Annotated in this window: 19 protein-coding genes and 1 riboswitch; all 19 genes read left to right on the top strand. The window is 29.4% G+C overall.

Annotated features, from left to right (window positions below; genetic code table 11):
* Window positions 1-144: 144 nt before the first annotated feature.
* Window positions 145-1,623: a stage IV sporulation protein A gene (spoIVA, locus tag ACYUEX_RS09565; RefSeq protein WP_460287841.1), complete on the top strand. Its 1,479-nt coding sequence runs from the start codon at window positions 145-147 to the stop codon at window positions 1,621-1,623.
* Between the two features lie 147 nt (window positions 1,624-1,770).
* Window positions 1,771-2,166 carry a PBECR3 domain-containing polyvalent protein gene (locus tag ACYUEX_RS09560; RefSeq protein WP_460287840.1) on the top strand — a complete coding sequence of 132 codons (396 nt, stop codon included), beginning with the start codon at window positions 1,771-1,773 and terminating at the stop codon, window positions 2,164-2,166.
* Window positions 2,167-2,642: 476 nt separating this feature from the next.
* Entirely contained in the window at window positions 2,643-3,614 is a 972-nt protein-coding gene (locus tag ACYUEX_RS09555; RefSeq protein WP_460287839.1) for an asparaginase, read from the top strand.
* Between the two features lie 72 nt (window positions 3,615-3,686).
* Window positions 3,687-3,788: riboswitch (purine riboswitch) on the top strand.
* A 108-nt stretch (window positions 3,789-3,896) separates the two neighbouring features.
* Window positions 3,897-5,264: an NCS2 family permease gene (locus ACYUEX_RS09550; protein ID WP_460287838.1), complete on the top strand. Its 1,368-nt coding sequence runs from the start codon at window positions 3,897-3,899 to the stop codon at window positions 5,262-5,264.
* A 307-nt stretch (window positions 5,265-5,571) separates the two neighbouring features.
* On the top strand, window positions 5,572-6,453 hold the full coding sequence (locus tag ACYUEX_RS09545) for a YicC/YloC family endoribonuclease (RefSeq protein WP_460287837.1): 882 nt from the start codon (window positions 5,572-5,574) through the stop codon (window positions 6,451-6,453).
* A gap of 14 nt (window positions 6,454-6,467) precedes the next feature.
* Entirely contained in the window at window positions 6,468-6,737 is a 270-nt protein-coding gene (gene remA, locus ACYUEX_RS09540; protein WP_042396960.1) for an extracellular matrix/biofilm regulator RemA, read from the top strand.
* Window positions 6,737-7,375: a guanylate kinase gene (gene gmk / locus ACYUEX_RS09535; protein ID WP_460287836.1), complete on the top strand. Its 639-nt coding sequence runs from the start codon at window positions 6,737-6,739 to the stop codon at window positions 7,373-7,375. The genes remA and gmk overlap by 1 nt, the downstream gene beginning before the upstream one ends.
* Window positions 7,356-7,580, top strand: coding sequence for a DNA-directed RNA polymerase subunit omega (rpoZ, locus tag ACYUEX_RS09530; RefSeq protein WP_322546209.1), 225 nt, complete (start codon window positions 7,356-7,358; stop codon window positions 7,578-7,580). Before gmk ends, rpoZ begins: the two co-directional genes overlap by 20 nt.
* Window positions 7,581-7,582: 2 nt before the next feature.
* Entirely contained in the window at window positions 7,583-8,782 is a 1,200-nt protein-coding gene (gene coaBC / locus ACYUEX_RS09525; RefSeq protein WP_460287835.1) for a bifunctional phosphopantothenoylcysteine decarboxylase/phosphopantothenate--cysteine ligase CoaBC, read from the top strand.
* A gap of 57 nt (window positions 8,783-8,839) precedes the next feature.
* A complete protein-coding gene (priA, locus tag ACYUEX_RS09520; protein ID WP_460287833.1) occupies window positions 8,840-11,038 on the top strand; it encodes a primosomal protein N' in 2,199 nt (732 codons plus the stop codon).
* Window positions 11,039-11,049: 11 nt separating this feature from the next.
* Window positions 11,050-11,493, top strand: a complete 444-nt coding sequence (def, locus tag ACYUEX_RS09515) for a peptide deformylase (protein ID WP_411170490.1) — start codon at window positions 11,050-11,052, stop codon at window positions 11,491-11,493.
* 15 nt (window positions 11,494-11,508) lie between these two features.
* Complete coding sequence (gene fmt / locus ACYUEX_RS09510; RefSeq protein WP_460287831.1) at window positions 11,509-12,435, top strand: methionyl-tRNA formyltransferase; 927 nt, start codon at window positions 11,509-11,511, stop codon at window positions 12,433-12,435.
* 45 nt (window positions 12,436-12,480) lie between these two features.
* Window positions 12,481-13,179 carry a zinc metallopeptidase gene (locus ACYUEX_RS09505; protein WP_411170492.1) on the top strand — a complete coding sequence of 233 codons (699 nt, stop codon included), beginning with the start codon at window positions 12,481-12,483 and terminating at the stop codon, window positions 13,177-13,179.
* Window positions 13,180-13,189: 10 nt separating this feature from the next.
* Entirely contained in the window at window positions 13,190-14,509 is a 1,320-nt protein-coding gene (rsmB, locus tag ACYUEX_RS09500) for a 16S rRNA (cytosine(967)-C(5))-methyltransferase RsmB (RefSeq protein WP_411170493.1), read from the top strand.
* An 8-nt stretch (window positions 14,510-14,517) separates the two neighbouring features.
* Window positions 14,518-15,549, top strand: a complete 1,032-nt coding sequence (gene rlmN, locus ACYUEX_RS09495; RefSeq protein ID WP_460287829.1) for a dual-specificity RNA methyltransferase RlmN — start codon at window positions 14,518-14,520, stop codon at window positions 15,547-15,549.
* 15 nt (window positions 15,550-15,564) lie between these two features.
* Window positions 15,565-16,284 (top strand): Stp1/IreP family PP2C-type Ser/Thr phosphatase, encoded by a 720-nt coding sequence (locus ACYUEX_RS09490; RefSeq protein ID WP_460287828.1) that lies wholly within the window; start codon window positions 15,565-15,567, stop codon window positions 16,282-16,284.
* 1 nt (window position 16,285) lies between these two features.
* The gene (gene pknB / locus ACYUEX_RS09485) at window positions 16,286-18,250 is read left to right on the top strand and encodes a Stk1 family PASTA domain-containing Ser/Thr kinase (RefSeq protein WP_460287826.1); all 1,965 of its coding nucleotides are present in this window, start codon (window positions 16,286-16,288) and stop codon (window positions 18,248-18,250) included.
* Between the two features lie 112 nt (window positions 18,251-18,362).
* Entirely contained in the window at window positions 18,363-19,232 is an 870-nt protein-coding gene (gene rsgA, locus ACYUEX_RS09480) for a ribosome small subunit-dependent GTPase A (protein WP_411170497.1), read from the top strand.
* Window positions 19,226-19,873 carry a ribulose-phosphate 3-epimerase gene (rpe, locus tag ACYUEX_RS09475; protein WP_460287824.1) on the top strand — a complete coding sequence of 216 codons (648 nt, stop codon included), beginning with the start codon at window positions 19,226-19,228 and terminating at the stop codon, window positions 19,871-19,873. The genes rsgA and rpe overlap by 7 nt, the downstream gene beginning before the upstream one ends.
* Window position 19,874 lies beyond the last annotated feature (1 nt).

The raw sequence follows: 19,874 nt of genomic DNA, 5'->3' as shown, positions 1-19,874 counted from the left end.
TTATTGTTAAGTAATATTATCTAATTTAAAATAATATATTATTATATATAAAATTCAGGGAAGAATTAAAATTTTAAAAAGTTGTATATTTTTTTATATCCTTGAATATATATATAGTGTTAAAAATAAATGGGAGGGTACACCGTGGACAGTTTTAATATATACAAGGATATAGCTGAAAGAACACAGGGAGACATATACGTAGGTGTTGTTGGTCCTGTTAGAACAGGTAAGTCAACATTTATTAAAAAATTCATGGACCTTATGGTAATACCAAAGATTGATAATAACTATAAGAAAGAAAGAGCAAAGGATGAATTACCTCAAAGTGGATCAGGAAAGAGTATTCATACAACGGAACCTAAATTCATTCCGAATGAGGCAGTAGAAATAACTATTGATGAGGACATAAAATTTAAAGTTAGAATGGTTGATTGTGTCGGATACATTGTAAAAGGTGCAGTAGGATATATGGATGGTGAAGAAGCTAAAATGGTAAATACTCCATGGTATGAATACGAAATACCTTTTGAAGATGCAGCAGAAATAGGAACTAGAAAAGTTATAACAGATCATTCAACCATAGGCCTTGTAGTAACAACTGATGGTAGTATTACAGGCATAGAAAGAGGTGAGTACTTAGAAGCAGAAGAAAGAGTAATAGAAGAGTTAAAGGCTATGAATAAGCCTTTTATAGTTGTACTTAACACTAAATATGTCAATGCTCCAGAAACAAGAGCAATGAAAAAAGATTTAGAAGAAAAATATGATGTTACAGTTCAAGCTATGGATGTAGCAAACATGAACGAAAATGATGTAGAAGATATATTTAAGCATGTACTTAAGGAGTTCCCTGTAAAGGAAATAAATATTAATATGCCAAGTTGGGTTGAGAAACTAGAGCCTGAGCATTGGCTTAAGAAAAATTTCTTTAATATAGTAAAAGAAATGTGTGAAAACATAAGCAAGGTTAGAGATATTAGGTCTACATTAAATTTATTAAAAGAAGAAGAGAATTTAGCTCCAACAGAGATGAGTTCAGTTAATTTGGGAGAGGGTACAGCTACAATTACAATGAAACCTAAAGATGGAATATTCTATAACATATTAAGTGAAATTTGCGATTTAAATGTTCAATCAGAAAGTGATTTATTATCATTAATAAAAGAACTTAATTTTGCTAAGAAAGAATATGATAAAGTAAAGGATGCGTTAATTGATGTAAGAGAGACCGGATATGGTCTTGTAGCACCACAACTAGCAGAAATGAAATTTGAAGAGCCAGAAATGGTTAAACAAGGAACTAAGTTTGGAGTTAAATTAAAAGCATCAGCTCCGTCATTACATTTTATAAAAGCCAATATTAAAACTGAAATAAGCCCTATAATGGGATCAGAAAAAGAAAGTGAAGAATTGGTAAAATCATTAATGGAGCAATTTGAAAAGGATCCTGCATCATTATGGCAAAGTAATATGTTTGGAAAGCCTTTAGAGGTATTAATTAAAGAAGGCCTACAAAATAAATTATATAAAATGCCAGATGATGTCCAAATAAAAATTCAAAAAACCCTTCAAAAGATAATAAATGAAGGTAGCGGTGGTTTAATCTGCATAATACTATAATATAAAGAGGTTAGTCATAAATTTGACTAGCCTCTTTTTTTGTCTATTAAAATATTAGTAAATTTATGTATCATCAATGAATAATATATTATATAGAATGTTTAAAAATTAAAGCTAATATACACTATACAGAATTGAGGGATATTTATGGAAGAAAAATTTTGTGCCTATAAGAGAGTAGGATATTTTAAAGAAAAAATGGCAGAAAACTTAGGGGTAAAATTTACAGGTACCATCTATGCATCCCCAGGAGTAATAAAGCATATTAAAAAGAGACATGGTAAACACTTAAGTAAAAAAATATCTGGAAATTTAATAGAGTTCATGAGAGAAATAATTGAAGATCCAGATTATATAGGGGTATATAAGCTAACTGAAAAGGGAACTCACATTGAATTAATAAAAAAAGTAGATACCAATATACTAATAGGTATAGATATAGATAATAAAAGAGATTATATATATGTTTCTACAATGTATCCTATAAGCGATGTAAAAATAAATAACAAACTATATAGTGGAAAGCTTATAAGATGGAAATAATAAATAAAAGTTGAAACATTTTAATCCCAAAGCTATAATATTTATATTGGCTTAAAATAAATATGATTATTGAGGTGAGAAATGGCTCCTCACACGCTGAAATATCAGTAATAAGAGATGTAGGATAAGTCGACCTACCAATAATCTATTTTTAAACTTTTGGACTATCCAAGAGTTTTTATTTTACTCCATAGGAAATTATATTTTTAAAATCTGTGAATAAATTATTTATAGCGTATAAGTTATTAAAGTTAGCCCTATAGAGTAAAAAAATAGAATAAAGTGCGCGTGCAAGATTTTCCTCAGGCAAGCTTCGGAAATGCACATGCGTGAAAAAAGTCGACGACTCGGCAAGCTCGTCTTGGCGACTTTTTTATATATAATTATATTAAATTAAAGAACTTATAATGTAATAGCTGCAGATATTACATTTAAATAAGGTAAAATATTTAATTATTAACTTTAGGAGGGGAAGTATGAAAAAGGTAGCAGTAGTTTTTAATGGTGGAACAATATCTATGAAAGTTGATGAAAGAATAAAGGCAGCAGTCCCTAGTTTAACTGGTGAAGAAATAATGTCTATGGTAACTGGGATAGAAGAATTTGCAGAGGTAGAGTCGTATAGTTTTTCTAGTAAACCTTCTCCACATATGACAATTCAAAATATGTTAGAGCTTAGCAAATTTATAAAAGGATTAGTAGATAGAGAAGATATTGAGGGAGTTGTATTAACCCATGGAACAGATACTTTAGAAGAGACTGCATATTTTCTAGATTTAACAATAAATACAGAAAAAGTTATAGTAGTAACTGGTGCAATGAGAAGCAGTTCAGAACTTGGATATGATGGACCTTTTAACCTAGCAACATCAATATGTACTGCTATTTCTGAAGATGCAAAAGGGAGAGGAGTTTTAGTTTGTTTTAATGGTGAATTAAATTCAGCAGCAGAGGTAACTAAGGCAAATTCTATGGCGCTTAATGCATTTAGAACTCCTAACTTTGGACCTATAGGAATAGTAGACAACAATAAGGTTTTATTTTATAGAAACACAAAGAAATATAAAGCTTATAATGTTGATAGCATAGAGGGAAATGTTGCTTTAATTAAATGCGTAGCTGGAATGGATTCTGATTACATAGATTATTTTATAGATAAAGGATATAAAGGAATCGTTATTGAAGCAATGGGAAGAGGAAATGTTCCACCAACTATGGTTGATGGAATAAAAAGGACGTTGAATAGAAATATTCCTGTAGTTGTAGTTTCTAGATGTTTTGAAGGAAGAGTATATGAATCATATGGATATGAAGGTGGAGGTAAGATGCTTAAGGATTTAGGGGTGCTTTTTGAAGAGAGTATGCCTGGACAAAAAGCGAGGATAAAGCTTCTAGTAGCTATTTCAAGTAAAAAAGAAATTGATATAAAAGACTTTTTTCAACAATAAATACGAATTTTAGATTAACATAATAAGAATTTATACGTTTCGGTTGACAGGTTTACAAAATTTAGGGTATAATAATATTCGTAAGAGATACCTCATATAATAGTGACAATAAGGGTCATTAGTTTCTACCAGGATACCGTAAAAATCTTGACTATGAGTAAAAGTGTGAATTATATAGTTTTATAGTTATATAATTTATATTTGGTGAAAAGTCGCTATGAGTTATCTATTTAGATAATTTATAGCGACTTTTTATATATATAAAATATTAGGGGGATTGTAATGGAAAACTCATCAAAAAAGCAAGGCTTATTGCCTATACTATCAAATGAAAATGTAAATTTTAAAAGGGAAATTGTAGCAGGTGTTACAACTTTTTTAACTATGGCTTATATAATAGCTGTAAATCCTAATATACTATCTCAAACTGGAATGCCTGCTGGGGCATTAGTTACAGCTACATGTTTAACAGCAGCTATGGCTTGTATTTTAATGGGGTTATTTGCTAATTTACCTTTTGCTTTAGCATCAGGAATGGGACTAAACGCTTTCTTTGCTTTTTCAGTTGTAATAGGAATGGGAATTTCTTGGCAAACAGCTTTAACAGCAGTTTTTATTGAAGGTATTATATTTATATTGTTATCTCTATTTAAAGTAAGAGAAGCTGTTGTAAATGCGATTCCAATGACTATGAAGCATGCTGTAACGGCAGGGATAGGTGTTTTTATAGCCTTTATAGGAATGGTAGGATCAGGTTTGGTTGTAAAAAATGATGCAACATTAGTTAGCATGGGGGAGTTTACTCCAACAGTTGTAATAGCATTAGTAGGAGTTGTAATAATAGCTGTTTTAGACAAGAAAAATGTTAAAGGAGCTATCTTATTTGGTATAGTTACAAGTACTTTACTAGCTTGGGGATACGCTTTAATAAATCCAGAAGCAGCATCTAGTATTGGAATATATTTACCTAAGGGTATATTTAAGTTTGAGAGTATTGCACCAATAGCAGGGCAGTTAGATTTCTCTCATATAGCGAACCTAGAAAATATAGGTAAATTTATTGTTATCGTTTGCACTTTCTTGTTTGTAGATTTTTTTGATACAGTAGGTACTTTAGTTGGAGTAGCATCAAGGGCAAATATGCTTGATGAAGATGGTAATCTTCCTAATGCTGGACGTGCTTTATTAGTTGATGCTATAGCAACAACATTTGGAGCAGTTATGGGGGTTTCAACTGTTACAACATATGTTGAGAGCTCAACAGGAGTAGCAGCAGGGGGTAGAACGGGATATACAGCTATAACTACAGGAATATTATTCTTATTATCAATGTTCTTTTCACCAATTTTTATAGCAATACCATCTTGTGCAACTGCACCTGCATTAATTTATGTTGGATATTTAATGCTTGGAGCTGTAAAGGAAATAGATTTTACAAATATAACAGAAGGTGTTCCAGCCTTTTTAACAATAACAGCTATGGCTTTAACTTATAGTATTGGTGATGGTTTAACTATAGGAATATTATCATATGTAATTATAAATTTAGTTCATAATATATTCTGTAAAAATAAAGAAAGCAAAACAAAGGTTTCAGTAGTTATGATAATTCTTGCTATAATTTTTATATTTAAGCTAACTGTTTTATAAGACGTAATTAAATATAAAATATATTTAAAATGTTCAATTTTATAAATTAAAAAAGTATTTTATATTAATAAGCCTAAAAAGAAGTAGAATATTAACTTTTCTACTTCTTTTTAGTTATTGAAAAATAAAATGTTAACAATTTGTGAACATTATATTGACAGTTAAATTATATATGAACTAATATATATATGTTCTAAAGAAGTTTGTTAATTAATATAAGGATTTTATAGTTCTAATTTATATAAGTTAATAAGAATTTATAGGAACAATATATATAAAGAATAAAAGATAAACTTTGGAGGCATATATGGTTAAAAGTATGACTAGCTTTGGCAGAGCTAGCAGTGAAGAAGGAAATAAATATTTATTTTCAGTAGAAATGAAGAGTGTAAATAGTAGGTACTTAGATATAAATATCAGATTACCTAAAAGTATAATTTCTTTAGAAGAGGAAATTAGAAAATTGATTAATATGAAGCTTTTTAGGGGAAAAGTAGATATATTTATTAATCAAAAAAGTTATTCAACTGGTGAAGGGGTAGCAAGGCTAAACTTAAAGCTTGCAGAGAGTTATTATAATTGTTTAAAAGAAATAGAGGGAAATTTAGGTGTAAAAAATGATATAACAGCAACTCAAATTGCTAGGTTTTCAGATGTTATAACAATTGTAGAAGAAGAAAGTTCTATAGAAGAGATTTGGCAAGTAATAAAACCTCTTATAGCTTCAGCTCTTATTATGATGGATAATATGAGAATTAATGAAGGTGAAAAACTTAAAGAAGATATTTTAAGCAAGCTAAATGAAATAGAATCATTAGTTTATAAAATAGAAGAAATAGCAGATACAGTACCAAATACATATAAGAAGAAGCTTGAAAATAAGCTTAAAGATTTACTTGATGGAATAGAAATAGATGAAGCTAGAATAGCACAAGAAATAGCTATAATAGCAGATAAATCAGCTGTAGATGAAGAAATAACTAGGCTTAAGAGTCACCTAAATCAGATGAGAGAAACATTTAATGAAGAGGGCCAAATAGGAAGAAAATTAGACTTTATAATCCAAGAAATGAATAGAGAAGCTAATACAATAGCTTCAAAATCAAGCGATATGAATATGACAAACTATGTCATTAACATAAAAAATCTAATAGAAAAAATTAGAGAACAATCACAAAATATAGAATAATTAGGAGGAAAGTAATGGGTATAAAATTAATTAATATTGGATTTGGTAATATAGTTTCAGCTAATCGACTTGTTGCGATTGTAAGTCCAGAGTCAGCACCTATTAAAAGAATAATACAAGAGGCTAGAGATAGAGGAATGTTAATAGATGCCACTTATGGTAGAAGAACAAGAGCTGTTATAATAACAGATAGTGATCACGTTATACTATCAGCAGTTCAGCCAGAAACTGTAGCACATAGACTTGTAGTTAAAGATGAGGCAGTAGATGAGGTTGATGAATAATGCAGAGCAATAGAGGGGTTTTAATAGTTATTTCAGGTCCTTCGGGAGCAGGAAAAGGTACTATTTGTAAAGCCTTATTAGAGAAAGATAAAAATATTTATCTTTCAGTTTCAGCTACCACAAGAGCTCCAAGAGTAGGAGAAGTAGAGGGAGTAAACTATTACTTTTTTACAAAAGAAGTTTTTGAATCAAAAGTAAAAGAAAATGGATTTTTAGAATATGCTAATGTCCATGGAAATTTTTATGGTACTCCGAAAGTTAATGTTGAAAAAATGCTTGAAGAAGGAAAAGATGTTATATTAGAAATAGATATACAAGGAGCATTACAAGTAAAAGAGAATTTTAAAGAAGGTGTATTTATATTTATACTTCCACCTTCAATGGAAGAATTAAAACAAAGAATAATAAAAAGAGGTAGTGAAACAGAGGAATCTTTAATGACAAGATTTAAAAATGCATATAAAGAAATAAACTATGTTTCAAAATATAATTATGCTGTAGTAAATGATACTTTGGATATAGCGGTATCAAAAGTTGAGTCAATTATAGCTGCAGAAAAATGCAGAGTTGATAGAATAAAAGAAAATACAATTTTAGATTCTAAGGAGGGTTTAATTCATGAACAACTCTATGATTAATCCATCAATAATGGATTTACTTAAAAAGGTAGATGATAGATATTCATTAGTAATAGTTACTTCAAAAAGGGCAAGACAAATAATAAATGGAAGTGAGCCATTAGTTGCAACAAAATCAAAGAAGCCTCTAACTATTGCTATAAATGAAGTTAATGAAGGTGAAGTTGGATATGAAGCTACATCTACAAAAGAAGGTTTAAAATAAAAATGAATAATAAAAAGTGTGTATGTATAGGTATAAGTGGAGGAATTGCAGTTTATAAGGCTTTAGATATTATAAGTGCTTTAAGGAAAAAGGATATTGATGTAAGAGTTATTATGACTGATTCTGCAACTAAGTTTGTAACTCCATTGTCATTTCAATCATTAAGTCAAAATATGGTGGTAACAGATATGTTTGCTGAACCAAAGGCTTTTGAAATACAGCATATATCACTAGCAAAAAGAGCAGATGTTTTTTTAGTAGCACCAGCTACTGCAAATATAATTGGTAAAGTTGCAAATGGAATATCTGATGATATGTTATCTACAACTATTATGGCAACCAGAGCAAAAGTTATTTTTGCACCTGCTATGAATACTAATATGTATGAAAATCCAATAGTTCAAGATAATATAGAAAAGTTAAAAAAATATGGATATGAATTTATAGAACCAGCTTCGGGAAGGCTTGCTTGTGGGGACTTAGGAAAAGGAAAGTTGGCAGATGTAAATACAATTGTAGAAAGAGTATTAGAGGCTCTAAATGAAAAAGAACAGTCTAAAGATTTAATAGGTAAAAATGTTTTAATTAGTGCAGGGCCTACTTATTCTAAAATAGATCCAGTTAGATTTATTACAAATAGATCAACAGGAAAGATGGGGTATTATATAGCAGAAGAAGCTAATCGTAGAGGTGCTAATGTTACATTAGTATCGGGGCCTACTAATATAAATCCACCTGCTGGAATAAAAGTAATAAATATAACAACAAATGAAGAAATGAAAAATGCAATTTTAGACAATTTTGAAGAAAGTCATATTGTTATTAAATCTGCAGCAGTTGCAGACTATAAAATAAAAAATTATAGTAATGAGAAAATAAAAAAAGGAGAAGGGGATTTAACCTTAACCTTTGTAAGAGATAATGATATATTAAAAATTCTTGGTGAAAAGAAAAATAATCAAATTCTTGTAGGTTTTGCAGCAGAAAGTAATAATGTAGTAGAAAATGCAAAAAAGAAATTAGAAAGAAAGAATTTAGATTATATAGTAGCAAATGATATTACAAGTGCTGACACTGGATTTGGAAGTGATGATAATAAAGTTATTATCATTTCAAAAGGTGGAGAAGAAATATATTTAGATAAGATGAGTAAAAAAGAAGTTGCATCAAAGATCTTTGAAACTATATTAGGAAAGCGCTAAAATGCGCTTTCTTCTTATTATAAGGGAAAAATACTACCTAATAAAAGGGTGATAAATTTGAAAATATATGCAGAAGTTGTGATAAATAGTGATGCTTTAGATATAGATAAACCATTTACTTATGAAGTAACAGAGGAAATCAAGAAGGATATAAAAATTGGTCAGTGGGTAAAGGTGCCTTTTGGAATTAAAAATTCTATTGCAGATGGATTTGTAGTGTCTATAATAGAAGAAAAAATAGAAGGTATAAAAATAAAAAAGATAAAAAATATAGAATCTATAGAACCGCTTTTAAGTATAGATGATTTAAAGCTTATAAACTTTATAAGAGAAAATTATTTGTGTAAATATATAGATGCTATTAGATTGCTTATTCCTCAAGGAATATTAAAAGGTGCTAAAAATAAATCTAAAATGGTTATAGCAGTTGAGAATACTAATTATAGTGAAGAAATTGAGAAGAAGTATGGAGATATATTAAATTTTGTAAGGTGTAACAATGGAAAATATAATAAAAGTGAGCTTACAAACATTTATTCACTTTCTCTATATAAAATTAATAAATTAATAAAAGATGGTTATTTAAAGGTAGAAGAAGAAATAGTATATAGGTATAACTGCAAAGAATATAAATATTATAAAGAGCCAAGGCTTAATGATGATCAATATAATGCTATAGACATAATAAAAAAATCTTCTAATAATGTATTTTTATTAAAAGGTGTAACTGGTTCTGGGAAAACTGAGGTTTATATGAGCCTTGTAAATGAAGCCATTTCTAAAGGGCAATCTTCAATAGTATTAGTTCCTGAAATTTCTTTAACGCCTCAAATGATTGAAAGGTTTAAAGGAAGATTTGGACGGGAAGTAGCAGTATTCCATAGTAGATTATCAGATGGTGAAAGATATGATGAATGGTATAGAGTTAAAGCTGGAAAGGCTAAGCTTGTTATAGGAGCAAGAAGTGCTTTATTTTTACCTGTTTCAAATTTAGGTTTAATCATAATAGATGAAGAGCATGAAAATACTTATAAGTCAGAACAAAATCCGAAGTATCAAGCCAGAGAAGTTGCAGAATTTATCAGTAAGATAAGGGGATGTAAAGTCATATTAGGATCTGCAACCCCTTCTATAGAAACTTACTATAGAGCTATTATAGGAGAAATAGAACTAATAGAGTTAAATAATAGAATAGATAATAAGCCCATGCCTATAATGGATGTAGTTGATATGAGAGAAGAATTAAATAGTGGGAATATATCTATGTTTAGTAAAAAACTTTTCTTAGAAATTAAAGAAACTTTAAATAGAAAAGAACAAGTTATTCTATTTTTAAATAGAAGAGGCTTTTCAACTTTTGTATCATGTAGAAGTTGTGGATATGTATTTAAATGTCATAAATGTGACATATCTATGACGTATCATAGAAATGGATACCTAGTATGTCATTATTGTGGCTTTGCGCAAAAACAGCAAAAAGTTTGTCCAAAATGCAATAGTAAATATGTAAAGCATTTTGGTGCAGGAACAGAAAGAGTTGAACAAGAAGTTAAAAAGTACTTCAAAGATGCAAGAGTTTTAAGAATGGATGTAGATACAACAAGAAATAAAAATTCTCATGAAGATATTTATAACTCTTTTAAAAGTGGAGAAGGAGATATACTTATAGGAACACAAATGATATCAAAGGGATTAGACTTTAAAAATGTTACTTTAGTAGGTGTTTTAGCTGCTGATATGTCAATAAACATACCAGACTATAGATCAGCAGAAAAAACTTTTCAAATAATAACACAAGTTGCAGGAAGAGCTGGAAGGGGAAGCAAAGAAGGTAAAGTTATAGTTCAAACATATAATCCACAACATTATAGTTTAATCTATGCAAAAAATTATGATTATGAAGGGTTTTATAATGAAGAATTTACAGCTAGGGGTTTGATGTATTACCCTCCTTTTGGTAGAATACTATTATTAAATGGGTCTTCAAAAAATGAAAAATCATTAAAAGAGTTTATGAATATATTAAAAAATGATTTAGAAAAAATTAAAGAAGATTATCTAAATGTAGAAATGTTAGGACCAGTTCCATGTATTATATCTAAAATAAAAGATAATTACAGATGGCAAATATTATTTAAAGGTGATTTATCTTTAGATTTTTGCAAAAAAATAAAAGATAAACTTTATCAATTAAACAAGAATGTATATAATGAAGTAAAAGTAACTATTGATATTAATCCAAATAACTTGACTTAGGAGGTAATAAAATGGCAATTAGAAATATAAGAAAAAATGGCGATGAAGCATTAAGGAAAAAGTGTAAGGTTGTTACTGAAATAACACCGAGAACATTAAAGTTAATTAATGATATGGCAGATACTATGTATGAAGCCGATGGAGTTGGTCTTGCAGCACCTCAAGTTGGAATACTTCAAAGAATATTTGTTATAGATATATATGATGATTATGGTCTTAGAGTTTTTATAAATCCAGAAATACTAGAGGTTTCAGGAACTCAAATGGGAGAAGAAGGATGTTTAAGTGTACCAGGAGAATTTGCAGATGTTGAACGTCCTAACTATGTAAAGGTAAAAGCTTTAAATGAAAAAGGTAAAGAATTTATATTAGAAGCAACAGACTTTTTAGCAAGAGCTGTACTTCATGAGAATGATCACTTAAATGGGACTTTATTTGTAGATTATCTAAAATAGCAAAGGAGGATTAACATGAAAATAGTATTTATGGGAACTCCAGATTTTTCAGTACCATCTTTAAAAAAAATAATAGAGACGTATGGAGTCGAAAGTGTATTTACTCAACCTGATAAACCAAAAGGAAGAGGAAAAAAGATGGCTTACTCTCCAGTTAAGGAGGTAGCTTTAGAAAATAATATAACTGTTTTTCAGCCAGTTAAGCTAAAAGAAGACAAAGAGGCTTTAGATTATCTAAAACAATTAAAGCCAGATTTTATAATAGTAGTAGCTTTTGGGCAAATTTTAACTAAAGAAGTATTAGATATACCTAAATATGGATGTATAAATTTACATGCATCATTATTACCAATGTATAGAGGAGCAGCTCCTTTAAATTGGGCTATAATACAAGGTGAAAAGAAATCAGGTAATACTACTATGCTAATGGATGTAGGACTTGATACTGGAGATATGCTTCTTAAAGATGAGGTAGAAATAACTGATGATATGACAACAGGTGATTTACATGATATCTTAATGAATAGAGGAGCAGATCTTTTAATAAATACTATAGAGGGATTAGTACAAGGTAAAATTACTCCGGAAAAACAAAGTGAAGAAACATTTTATGCTAAAATGTTAAATAAGGAATTAGGAAAAATAAATTGGAATAATTCTGCTAAGGATATTCATAATTTAATTAGAGGCTTAAATCCATGGCCAATTGCACATACTACTTATGATGGAAAATCTATGAAGATATATGAAAGTAAAATTTTATCAGAAGCTAGTAATAAAGAGCCAGGAACTATAATTAGTGTATCCAAAGAAGGAATGAAAGTTTCAACTAGCTCAGGAGTATTATTAATTAAAAAAATTCAATTTCCAAATGGAAAGCCTTTAACTATAGAGCAGTATATAAATGGTAATGAAATAGAACTAAATAAGAAGGTTATTTAATCAACATAAGTATAGTTTAAAATTTATATAAAAGGAGAGGGTTTTATGTTTTACCCAGGATTTTTATTTGATCCAACATATATAATTTTAATACCAGCTATAATAATAGCTTTTTGGGCACAATTTAAGATAGATAGTGCTTACAAAAAGTATAGAACTGTTAGAACCTTAAGTGGTGTTACTGGAAGTGAAGTTGCAAGAAGTATATTAGATGGTGCAGGTCTTTTTGATGTAAGAATAGAAAGATATGGGAAACACCTTGGAGATCATTATGATCCATCAGCAAGAGTTATAAGACTTTCACCAGAAGTATATGATGGAGCAACTATAGCAGCTGCTGGTATAGCAGCTCATGAATGTGGGCATGCGATTCAACATCAAACTCATTATGCCCCTTTAGTTTTAAGAACTAGAATAGCGCCAGCTGTTAATATAGGAAGTAGCTTATCAATATGGTTATTCATGATAGGTATATTCTTAGGCAATCCTTTATTTGCAAAGGTTGGAATAATATTTTTTGGAGGAGCAGTAATTTATCAATTAATAACTCTTCCAGTGGAGTTTAATGCATCTACAAGAGCATTGAATATATTAAAAACAAGAACATTTTTATATGGAGATGAATTAAAAGGAGCACAAAAAGTTCTAGATGCAGCTGCAATGACATATGTAGCAGCAACGCTTATGGCTATTTCTCAGTTATTAAGATTAATAGCTATAAATAATAGATATAACGATAATTAAGAGGTGAAGAATGAACAGTAGAAAACTTGCAAGACAAATAATACAAAGAGTTTTAGAAGAAGGAGCATATTCTAATTTAGTTCTTTCAAATGAACTTAGTAGCAGAGAAATAGAAGATAAGGATAAAGGACTTATAACAGAAATTGTTTATGGAACTTTAAGAAGAAAAAGAACCTTAGATGTATTAATAGGAAATTTTGTTAAGGATATAAACCTAATTGATACTACTGTATTAAATATATTAAGAGTAGCAATTTATCAAATGTACTTTTTAGATAAGATACCAGAATATGCAGCTTGTAATGAAGCAGTTGAAGAGGCTAAAGAAGTTTCTTTAGAATCATCTAAGCTTGTAAATGGTATTTTAAGAAACTATATAAAAGATGAAAAGGAAATTTTAGTTCCAGGAAATAGAATAGATGAACTTGCATACAAATTTTCTTTTCAACCATGGATGATAAGACTTTTCATAAAACAATATGGTGAAGAAAGAACTATGAGATTAATGGCAGGCTTAAATGAAACACCAAAAGTTACTGTTAGAGTAAATGAATTTAAGTCTGACTACGATGATGTTTATAGAAGACTTGAAGATACTGGATATAATATAGAAGAAGGATATGCATGTCCAGAAGCTATAGCTATACAGGGTGGAAAAGGAATAGAAGATAATGAATTGTTTAAAGAAGGACTTATAACAGTTCAAGATGAAAGTGCGATGATTGTTGCACCATTACTAGATTTAAAAGAAGGAGATAAAGTTTTAGATCTTTGTGCAGCACCAGGTGGAAAAACTACTCATATTGCTGAGTTATTATGTAACACAGGAGAAGTATTAGCCTTTGATTTACATGAACACAAATTATCTCTTATAGAAGAAAATGCAAATAGATTAGGGTTAGGTAATATAGTGTGTAAAACTATGGATGCTACTAAGCTTGATTCTAACTATATAAGTTATGGAGATAAAGTCTTAATAGATGTACCTTGTTCAGGACTTGGAATAATAAGAAAGAAACCAGAAATAAAATGGAATAAAACAAGACAACAATTAAAAGATTTAGTTCCAATACAAAGGGAAATAATGGAAAATGCTTGGCAATACTTGAAACCAGGTGGAACTCTTGTTTATTCTACATGCACATTAAATAAAGAAGAAAATGAAGAAAATATACAATGGTTTTTATCAAAGCATAACGATGCAGCTATAGAAAAAATATATATAGGGAACAACAATAACTTTATATATAATGGAGATGGAAGTTTAACTATATTACCAAGTGATTCTATGGATGGTTTCTTTATGGGAAAAATAAAGAAGATAAAATAGGTGATATAATGAATAATATATTAAATTATAGTTTAGAAGAACTTTCCTTATGGATGAAGGAAAATGGAGAAAGTGCTTTTAGAGCAAAGCAAGTTTTTTCTTGGATATACAAAAATGTATGGGATTTTGAAGAAATGAAAAATTTACCACAGAAGTTAGTAGAAAAGCTTAAGGAGAATTTTCATATAGGAATTCCAGAAGTAATAGAAAGTTTTGAATCTACATTAGATGGTACACAAAAATTATTATTAGCTTTCAATGATGGAAACATCATTGAAAGTGTAATAATGAAATATAAGCATGGGAATTCTATATGTATTTCTACACAGATTGGATGTAGAATGGGATGTAAGTTTTGTGCTTCAACTTTAGAAGGTAGAGTTAGAAATTTAACTGCAGGTGAAATTTTATCAGAAGTTATAATAGCTCAAAAGATTATTGGAGAGAGAATTTCTAATATAGTATTAATGGGGAGTGGGGAGCCCCTTGATAATTACGAAAATGTTACTAAATTTTTAGATTTAGTAAATGCTGAATATGGACTAAATATAGGTCAAAGACATATAACTCTTTCAACATGTGGATTAGTTCCTAAGATTTATGAGCTAGCAGACAAGGGGTATAGTATAACATTAGCCATATCACTACATGCTTTTAGTGATGAAAAGAGAAGAGAAATAATGCCAATTGCAAATAAATATTCTATAAAAGAAATATTAGATGCTTGCGATTATTATATTGAGAAAACTGGAAGACGTATAACTTTTGAATATTCATTAGTATCAGGTATAAATGATGGAAAAGAAGATGCAAAATCTCTTTCAAAATTGTTAAAGGGTAGACTTTGTCACGTTAATCTTATACCTGTTAATGAAATAAAAGAAAACACACTAGAAAGGCCGTCAAAAAAGACAATAGAGGAATTTGAAAAGATATTAAGTGAGAATGGAATCGAAGTTACAGTAAGAAGAGAAATGGGTAGTGACATTAACGCGGCTTGTGGTCAGTTAAGGAGAAATTTCTTAAAGGCTAAAAAATAGGGGGAGTGGGTGTTTATGGTTGGTATAAAAAGTGACGTTGGTAACGTAAGAAACCTAAATGAGGATTATGCAGAATTTTATGAAGAAGATAACTTTAAAATTTATGTAGTAGCAGATGGAATGGGAGGGCATAATGCTGGTGAAATTGCTAGCAAGACTGCTTCTAAATCCTTAATAAAATACATAAAAGATAATTTTGAGAATGGAAGTAGTAAAGATATATTAAAGGATGCTATTAAGCATGCAAATTTGAAGGTATATAATTTATCTCATTGTAAGGAAACTTATAATGGCATGGGAACAACAATAGTTGCATGCTTAATAACTAAAAATAATATTCAAATAGCTAATGTTGGAGATAGTTGTTGCTTTGGGATAAAATCTAATAGTATTACAAAAATAACGAAAGATCACTCGTTAGTTCAGGAACTTTTAGATTGTGGTAGTATTTCAGAGGAACAAGCTATAAAGCATCCTCAAAAAAATGTTATAACGAGAGCAATAGGGACAGAGGAAGTTGTAGAAATAGATATATTTAACTTAAAACAAAATAAATTTGATTTTTTTGTTATGTGCACTGATGGGTTAACTAATGAAATAAACTTAGAAGAGGTTTTATCATTTGAAATAGAAGAAAAAGACTTACAGGATATTTGTGATAAACTTGTTGAACTAGCAAGAAGTAAAGGTGGAAGAGACAATATAACTGTAATGTTATTTGGAGGAGAGGTGTAATATGAATGGAATCATACTAGGTGGTAGATATGAGCTTCTTGAAAAAGTAGGGGAAGGTGGGATGTCTGAAGTCTATAAAGCAAAATGTAATAAGCTAAATAGATATGTTGCAGTAAAAATATTAAAAAAGCAATTTGCAGACAATGAAGAGATTTCCCAGAAGTTTAAAAGAGAAGCAACTGCCATTGCAAATTTATCAGATACTAATATAGTTAATGTTTTAGATGTAGGAACTCAAGATGAAATGGACTATATAGTAATGGAGTATATAAGTGGAAAAACATTAAAGGAACTTATTAATTATAGTGGGAAGCTTAGTTATAATACTGCTATAAAAATAGCACTTCAAATAGCAAAAGCTTTAGATTGCGCACATAAAAATAATATAATTCATAGAGATATAAAACCACAAAATATATTAGTTACTGAATCTGGAGAAGTAAAAGTTACCGATTTTGGAATAGCTAAATCTACGGATTCTCAAACTATAACGAATACTACAAGTATTATTGGATCAGCACATTATCTTTCACCTGAACAAGCAAAAGGAACTTATATAGATTTCAGATCTGATATATATTCTTTTGGTATAGTTTTATATGAAATGGTAACAGGAAGATTGCCTTTTGAAGGGGATTCTCCAGTTACAGTAGCACTAAAGCATTTGCAAGAACAACCTGTTTCACCTAAAAATATTAATTCTGCTATTCCAGATAGCTTAAATAAATTAATACTTAAAGCAATGGAAAAAGAGCCTATAAAAAGGTATCAAAATTCTAAGGAAATAATTCAGGACTTGCAAAAAATACAAGAAAATCCTGACGTAGTTATTGGTAATTCAGTAGTAGATAATAGTGATCACACTATTATTATGACACCAATAAACGCTCAAAATCAAAAGACATCCCATGTTTCTAAATTAGAAGATGATTACTATGATGATGACTTTGAAGAAGATTATGATGACGATGATTTTGAAGATGAGGATGATTTTTCAAATAAAAGGAAAAGTAAGAATAAAAATGGAATAAAAAAAGCTTTAATTGCAATTGGTATTATAATTGCAGTGATTATTCTAGGATCTGTAGGATTTTTCTTAGCTAGTGGAAAGGGAAGTAGTAAGGAAGTTGAAGTACCTAATATAGTTGGAAAAACTGTAGATGAAGCTAAATCAGAGATTTCTAAACTAGGCTTAAAACTAGAAGTAAAAGATACAAAGAAAAGTGATAAGCCAGAGAATACTATATTAGAAGTTGACCCTAAATCAGGGACAAAAGTAAAGAAGGATTCAACTATAAAAGTTGTTGTTTCAGCAGGAGAAGAGCAAGTAAATATGCCTGATTTTAGAAATTATGAAGTTACAGATATAAAGAAAACTTTAGATGTTAAGGGGCTTAAAAATTATAATATTAAAGAAGAATTTAGCGATTCTGTAGAAAAAGGATATTTAATTAGGCAAAGCCCAGCAGCTGAAACAAAAATAAATAAGAATACTTCGATAGAATTAGTTATAAGTAAAGGTCAAGAAGTTAAGCTTGTAGATGTACCTGAGGTAGTTGGCCAAAAAGAATCTGTAGGTAGAGATACACTAGAAAAGCTTAAGCTTACTGTAAATGTTGACTATGAAGTAACTCATGATAAATCTAAAGATGGTATAATATTAAAGCAATCTGATTCAGGTTCTAAACGTACTGAAGGAACTCCAATAACTTTAACAGTAGGAAAATTTGAGGAAAAAACTATAGATATTGCTTCATTAGGAATTGAAGTAGGAATGGAAGTAAATGAGGCAAAAACAATACTTGATCGAAATAATATAAGCTACAAGATAATTGGAAGTGGAGATATTGTTGAAAGCTTTACTACCCAAATAAAAGAAGGGCAAACTGTAGAAATTAAAGCAAAAAAGTCAGATAAGCCCCAAAAGCCAGACGTTAATAATAGTGGCAATAATGGAAATCAGTAATTAAAATAAAAATCAGCTAAAAAGCTGATTTTTATTTTATGTAAAAATTATTTGCATTTTTTGATGAAATCTGTTTATTATAAATATAAAGATTAAATTATTTGGAGGAAGCATGGAAGGAAAAATAATAAAGGGAATTGGTGGGTTTTACTATGTTAAAACTATAGAAGGTATTATAGAATGTAAGGCTAGAGGGAAATTTAGACATAAGGATATGAAGCCTATGGTTGGAGATAGTGTGGATATAAGTGTTTCTAATTCAAAGGGAGTAATTGAAGATATTTTTGATAGAACATCAGAGCTTATAAGGCCTACTGTAGCAAATGTTACACAAGCTTTTGTTGTGTTTGCAATAAAAAGTCCAGACATTAACTTTGATCTTTTAAATAGATTTCTAATTTTATGTGAATACAATAATATAAAGGCAATAGTTTGCTTAAATAAAGTAGATTTGGCAACAGAAGAGGAAAAAGAAGAAGTTAAGAAAAAAATTAATGATATAGGATATGACGTTTTATTTATAAATGCTAAAAAGGGAGAAGGTATAGAACTCCTTAAAGAAAGATTAAAAAATAATGAAACAGTTTTATGTGGACCATCAGGTGCTGGTAAGTCCACTCTTATAAATACACTTATTAATAGAATTCATATGGAGACTGGAGTTGTATCAGAAAAAATAGGTAGAGGAAAACATACTACAAGACATAGTGAGCTTATAGAAATAGAAGATGGATATTTAGTAGATAGCCCAGGATTCTCAAATATAGAAATAGGTTTTATGGAAAAAGAAGAACTTAGATATTGTTTTCCAGAATTTGAAGAATATAATCATAACTGTAAGTTTAGAGGGTGCCTTCATAATAAAGAGCCTGAATGTGCAGTAAAAAAGGCATTACAAGAAAGTAAAATTAACGAAACAAGATATAATTTTTATATAAGAATACTAGAAGAATTGTTAGAGGGGGAAAAATACAAATGGTAAAGATATCACCATCAATATTATCAGCAGACTTTTCAAAGTTAGGTGAAGAAATTATAAACTTAGATAAGGCAGGTGCTGATCTTATTCATATAGATGTTATGGATGGAAACTTTGTACCTAATATTAGTCTTGGATTACCAGTTATAAAATCAATAAGAAATAAAACTAATAAGGTATTTGATGTTCACTTGATGATAGAAAATCCATCAAGATATATAGATGATTTTATAGAAGCTGGAGCAGATATAATAACTATACATTATGAAGCTGAAAAGCATATAGATAGAGCTATAGAATACATTAAATCAAAAGGTGTAAAAGCTGGGGTTTCATTAAACCCAGGAACACCAACTTTTGTCTTAAAAGATATTATAAATAAATTAGATTTAGTTCTTATAATGTCAGTTAATCCTGGCTTTGGAGGTCAAAAATTTATACCTTACGCTTTAGACAAAATAAAAGAAGTTAAAGAAATGAGTTTATCGTCTAATAAAGGCTTACTAATAGAAGTAGATGGAGGAGTAGATAAAACAAATGCTAAAGTTATAGTAGATGCAGGAGCGAATGTTTTAGTTGCAGGTTCAGCTATTTTTGGCGATGGAAATTTAAAAGAAAATATAAAAGCTCTAAGAGGAGAATAAA

It is taken from the genome of Clostridium sp. CTA-7, from assembly GCF_054768095.1.
The sequence above is the reverse complement of the archived record's forward strand: the minus strand, read 5'-3'. Positions and strand labels throughout refer to the sequence as shown.

Coding starts and splice junctions, on each gene's coding strand:
- ACYUEX_RS09560 (WP_460287840.1), top strand. CDS start 1,771: ATGGAAGAAAAATTTTGTGCCTATAAGAGAGTAGGATATTTTAAAGAA.
- ACYUEX_RS09555 (WP_460287839.1), top strand. CDS start 2,643: ATGAAAAAGGTAGCAGTAGTTTTTAATGGTGGAACAATATCTATGAAA.
- ACYUEX_RS09550 (WP_460287838.1), top strand. CDS start 3,897: ATGGAAAACTCATCAAAAAAGCAAGGCTTATTGCCTATACTATCAAAT.
- ACYUEX_RS09545 (WP_460287837.1), top strand. CDS start 5,572: ATGGTTAAAAGTATGACTAGCTTTGGCAGAGCTAGCAGTGAAGAAGGA.
- remA (WP_042396960.1), top strand. CDS start 6,468: ATGGGTATAAAATTAATTAATATTGGATTTGGTAATATAGTTTCAGCT.
- gmk (WP_460287836.1), top strand. CDS start 6,737: ATGCAGAGCAATAGAGGGGTTTTAATAGTTATTTCAGGTCCTTCGGGA.
- rpoZ (WP_322546209.1), top strand. CDS start 7,356: ATGAACAACTCTATGATTAATCCATCAATAATGGATTTACTTAAAAAG.
- coaBC (WP_460287835.1), top strand. CDS start 7,583: ATGAATAATAAAAAGTGTGTATGTATAGGTATAAGTGGAGGAATTGCA.
- def (WP_411170490.1), top strand. CDS start 11,050: ATGGCAATTAGAAATATAAGAAAAAATGGCGATGAAGCATTAAGGAAA.
- fmt (WP_460287831.1), top strand. CDS start 11,509: ATGAAAATAGTATTTATGGGAACTCCAGATTTTTCAGTACCATCTTTA.
- ACYUEX_RS09505 (WP_411170492.1), top strand. CDS start 12,481: ATGTTTTACCCAGGATTTTTATTTGATCCAACATATATAATTTTAATA.
- rsmB (WP_411170493.1), top strand. CDS start 13,190: ATGAACAGTAGAAAACTTGCAAGACAAATAATACAAAGAGTTTTAGAA.
- rlmN (WP_460287829.1), top strand. CDS start 14,518: ATGAATAATATATTAAATTATAGTTTAGAAGAACTTTCCTTATGGATG.
- ACYUEX_RS09490 (WP_460287828.1), top strand. CDS start 15,565: ATGGTTGGTATAAAAAGTGACGTTGGTAACGTAAGAAACCTAAATGAG.
- pknB (WP_460287826.1), top strand. CDS start 16,286: ATGAATGGAATCATACTAGGTGGTAGATATGAGCTTCTTGAAAAAGTA.
- rsgA (WP_411170497.1), top strand. CDS start 18,363: ATGGAAGGAAAAATAATAAAGGGAATTGGTGGGTTTTACTATGTTAAA.
- rpe (WP_460287824.1), top strand. CDS start 19,226: ATGGTAAAGATATCACCATCAATATTATCAGCAGACTTTTCAAAGTTA.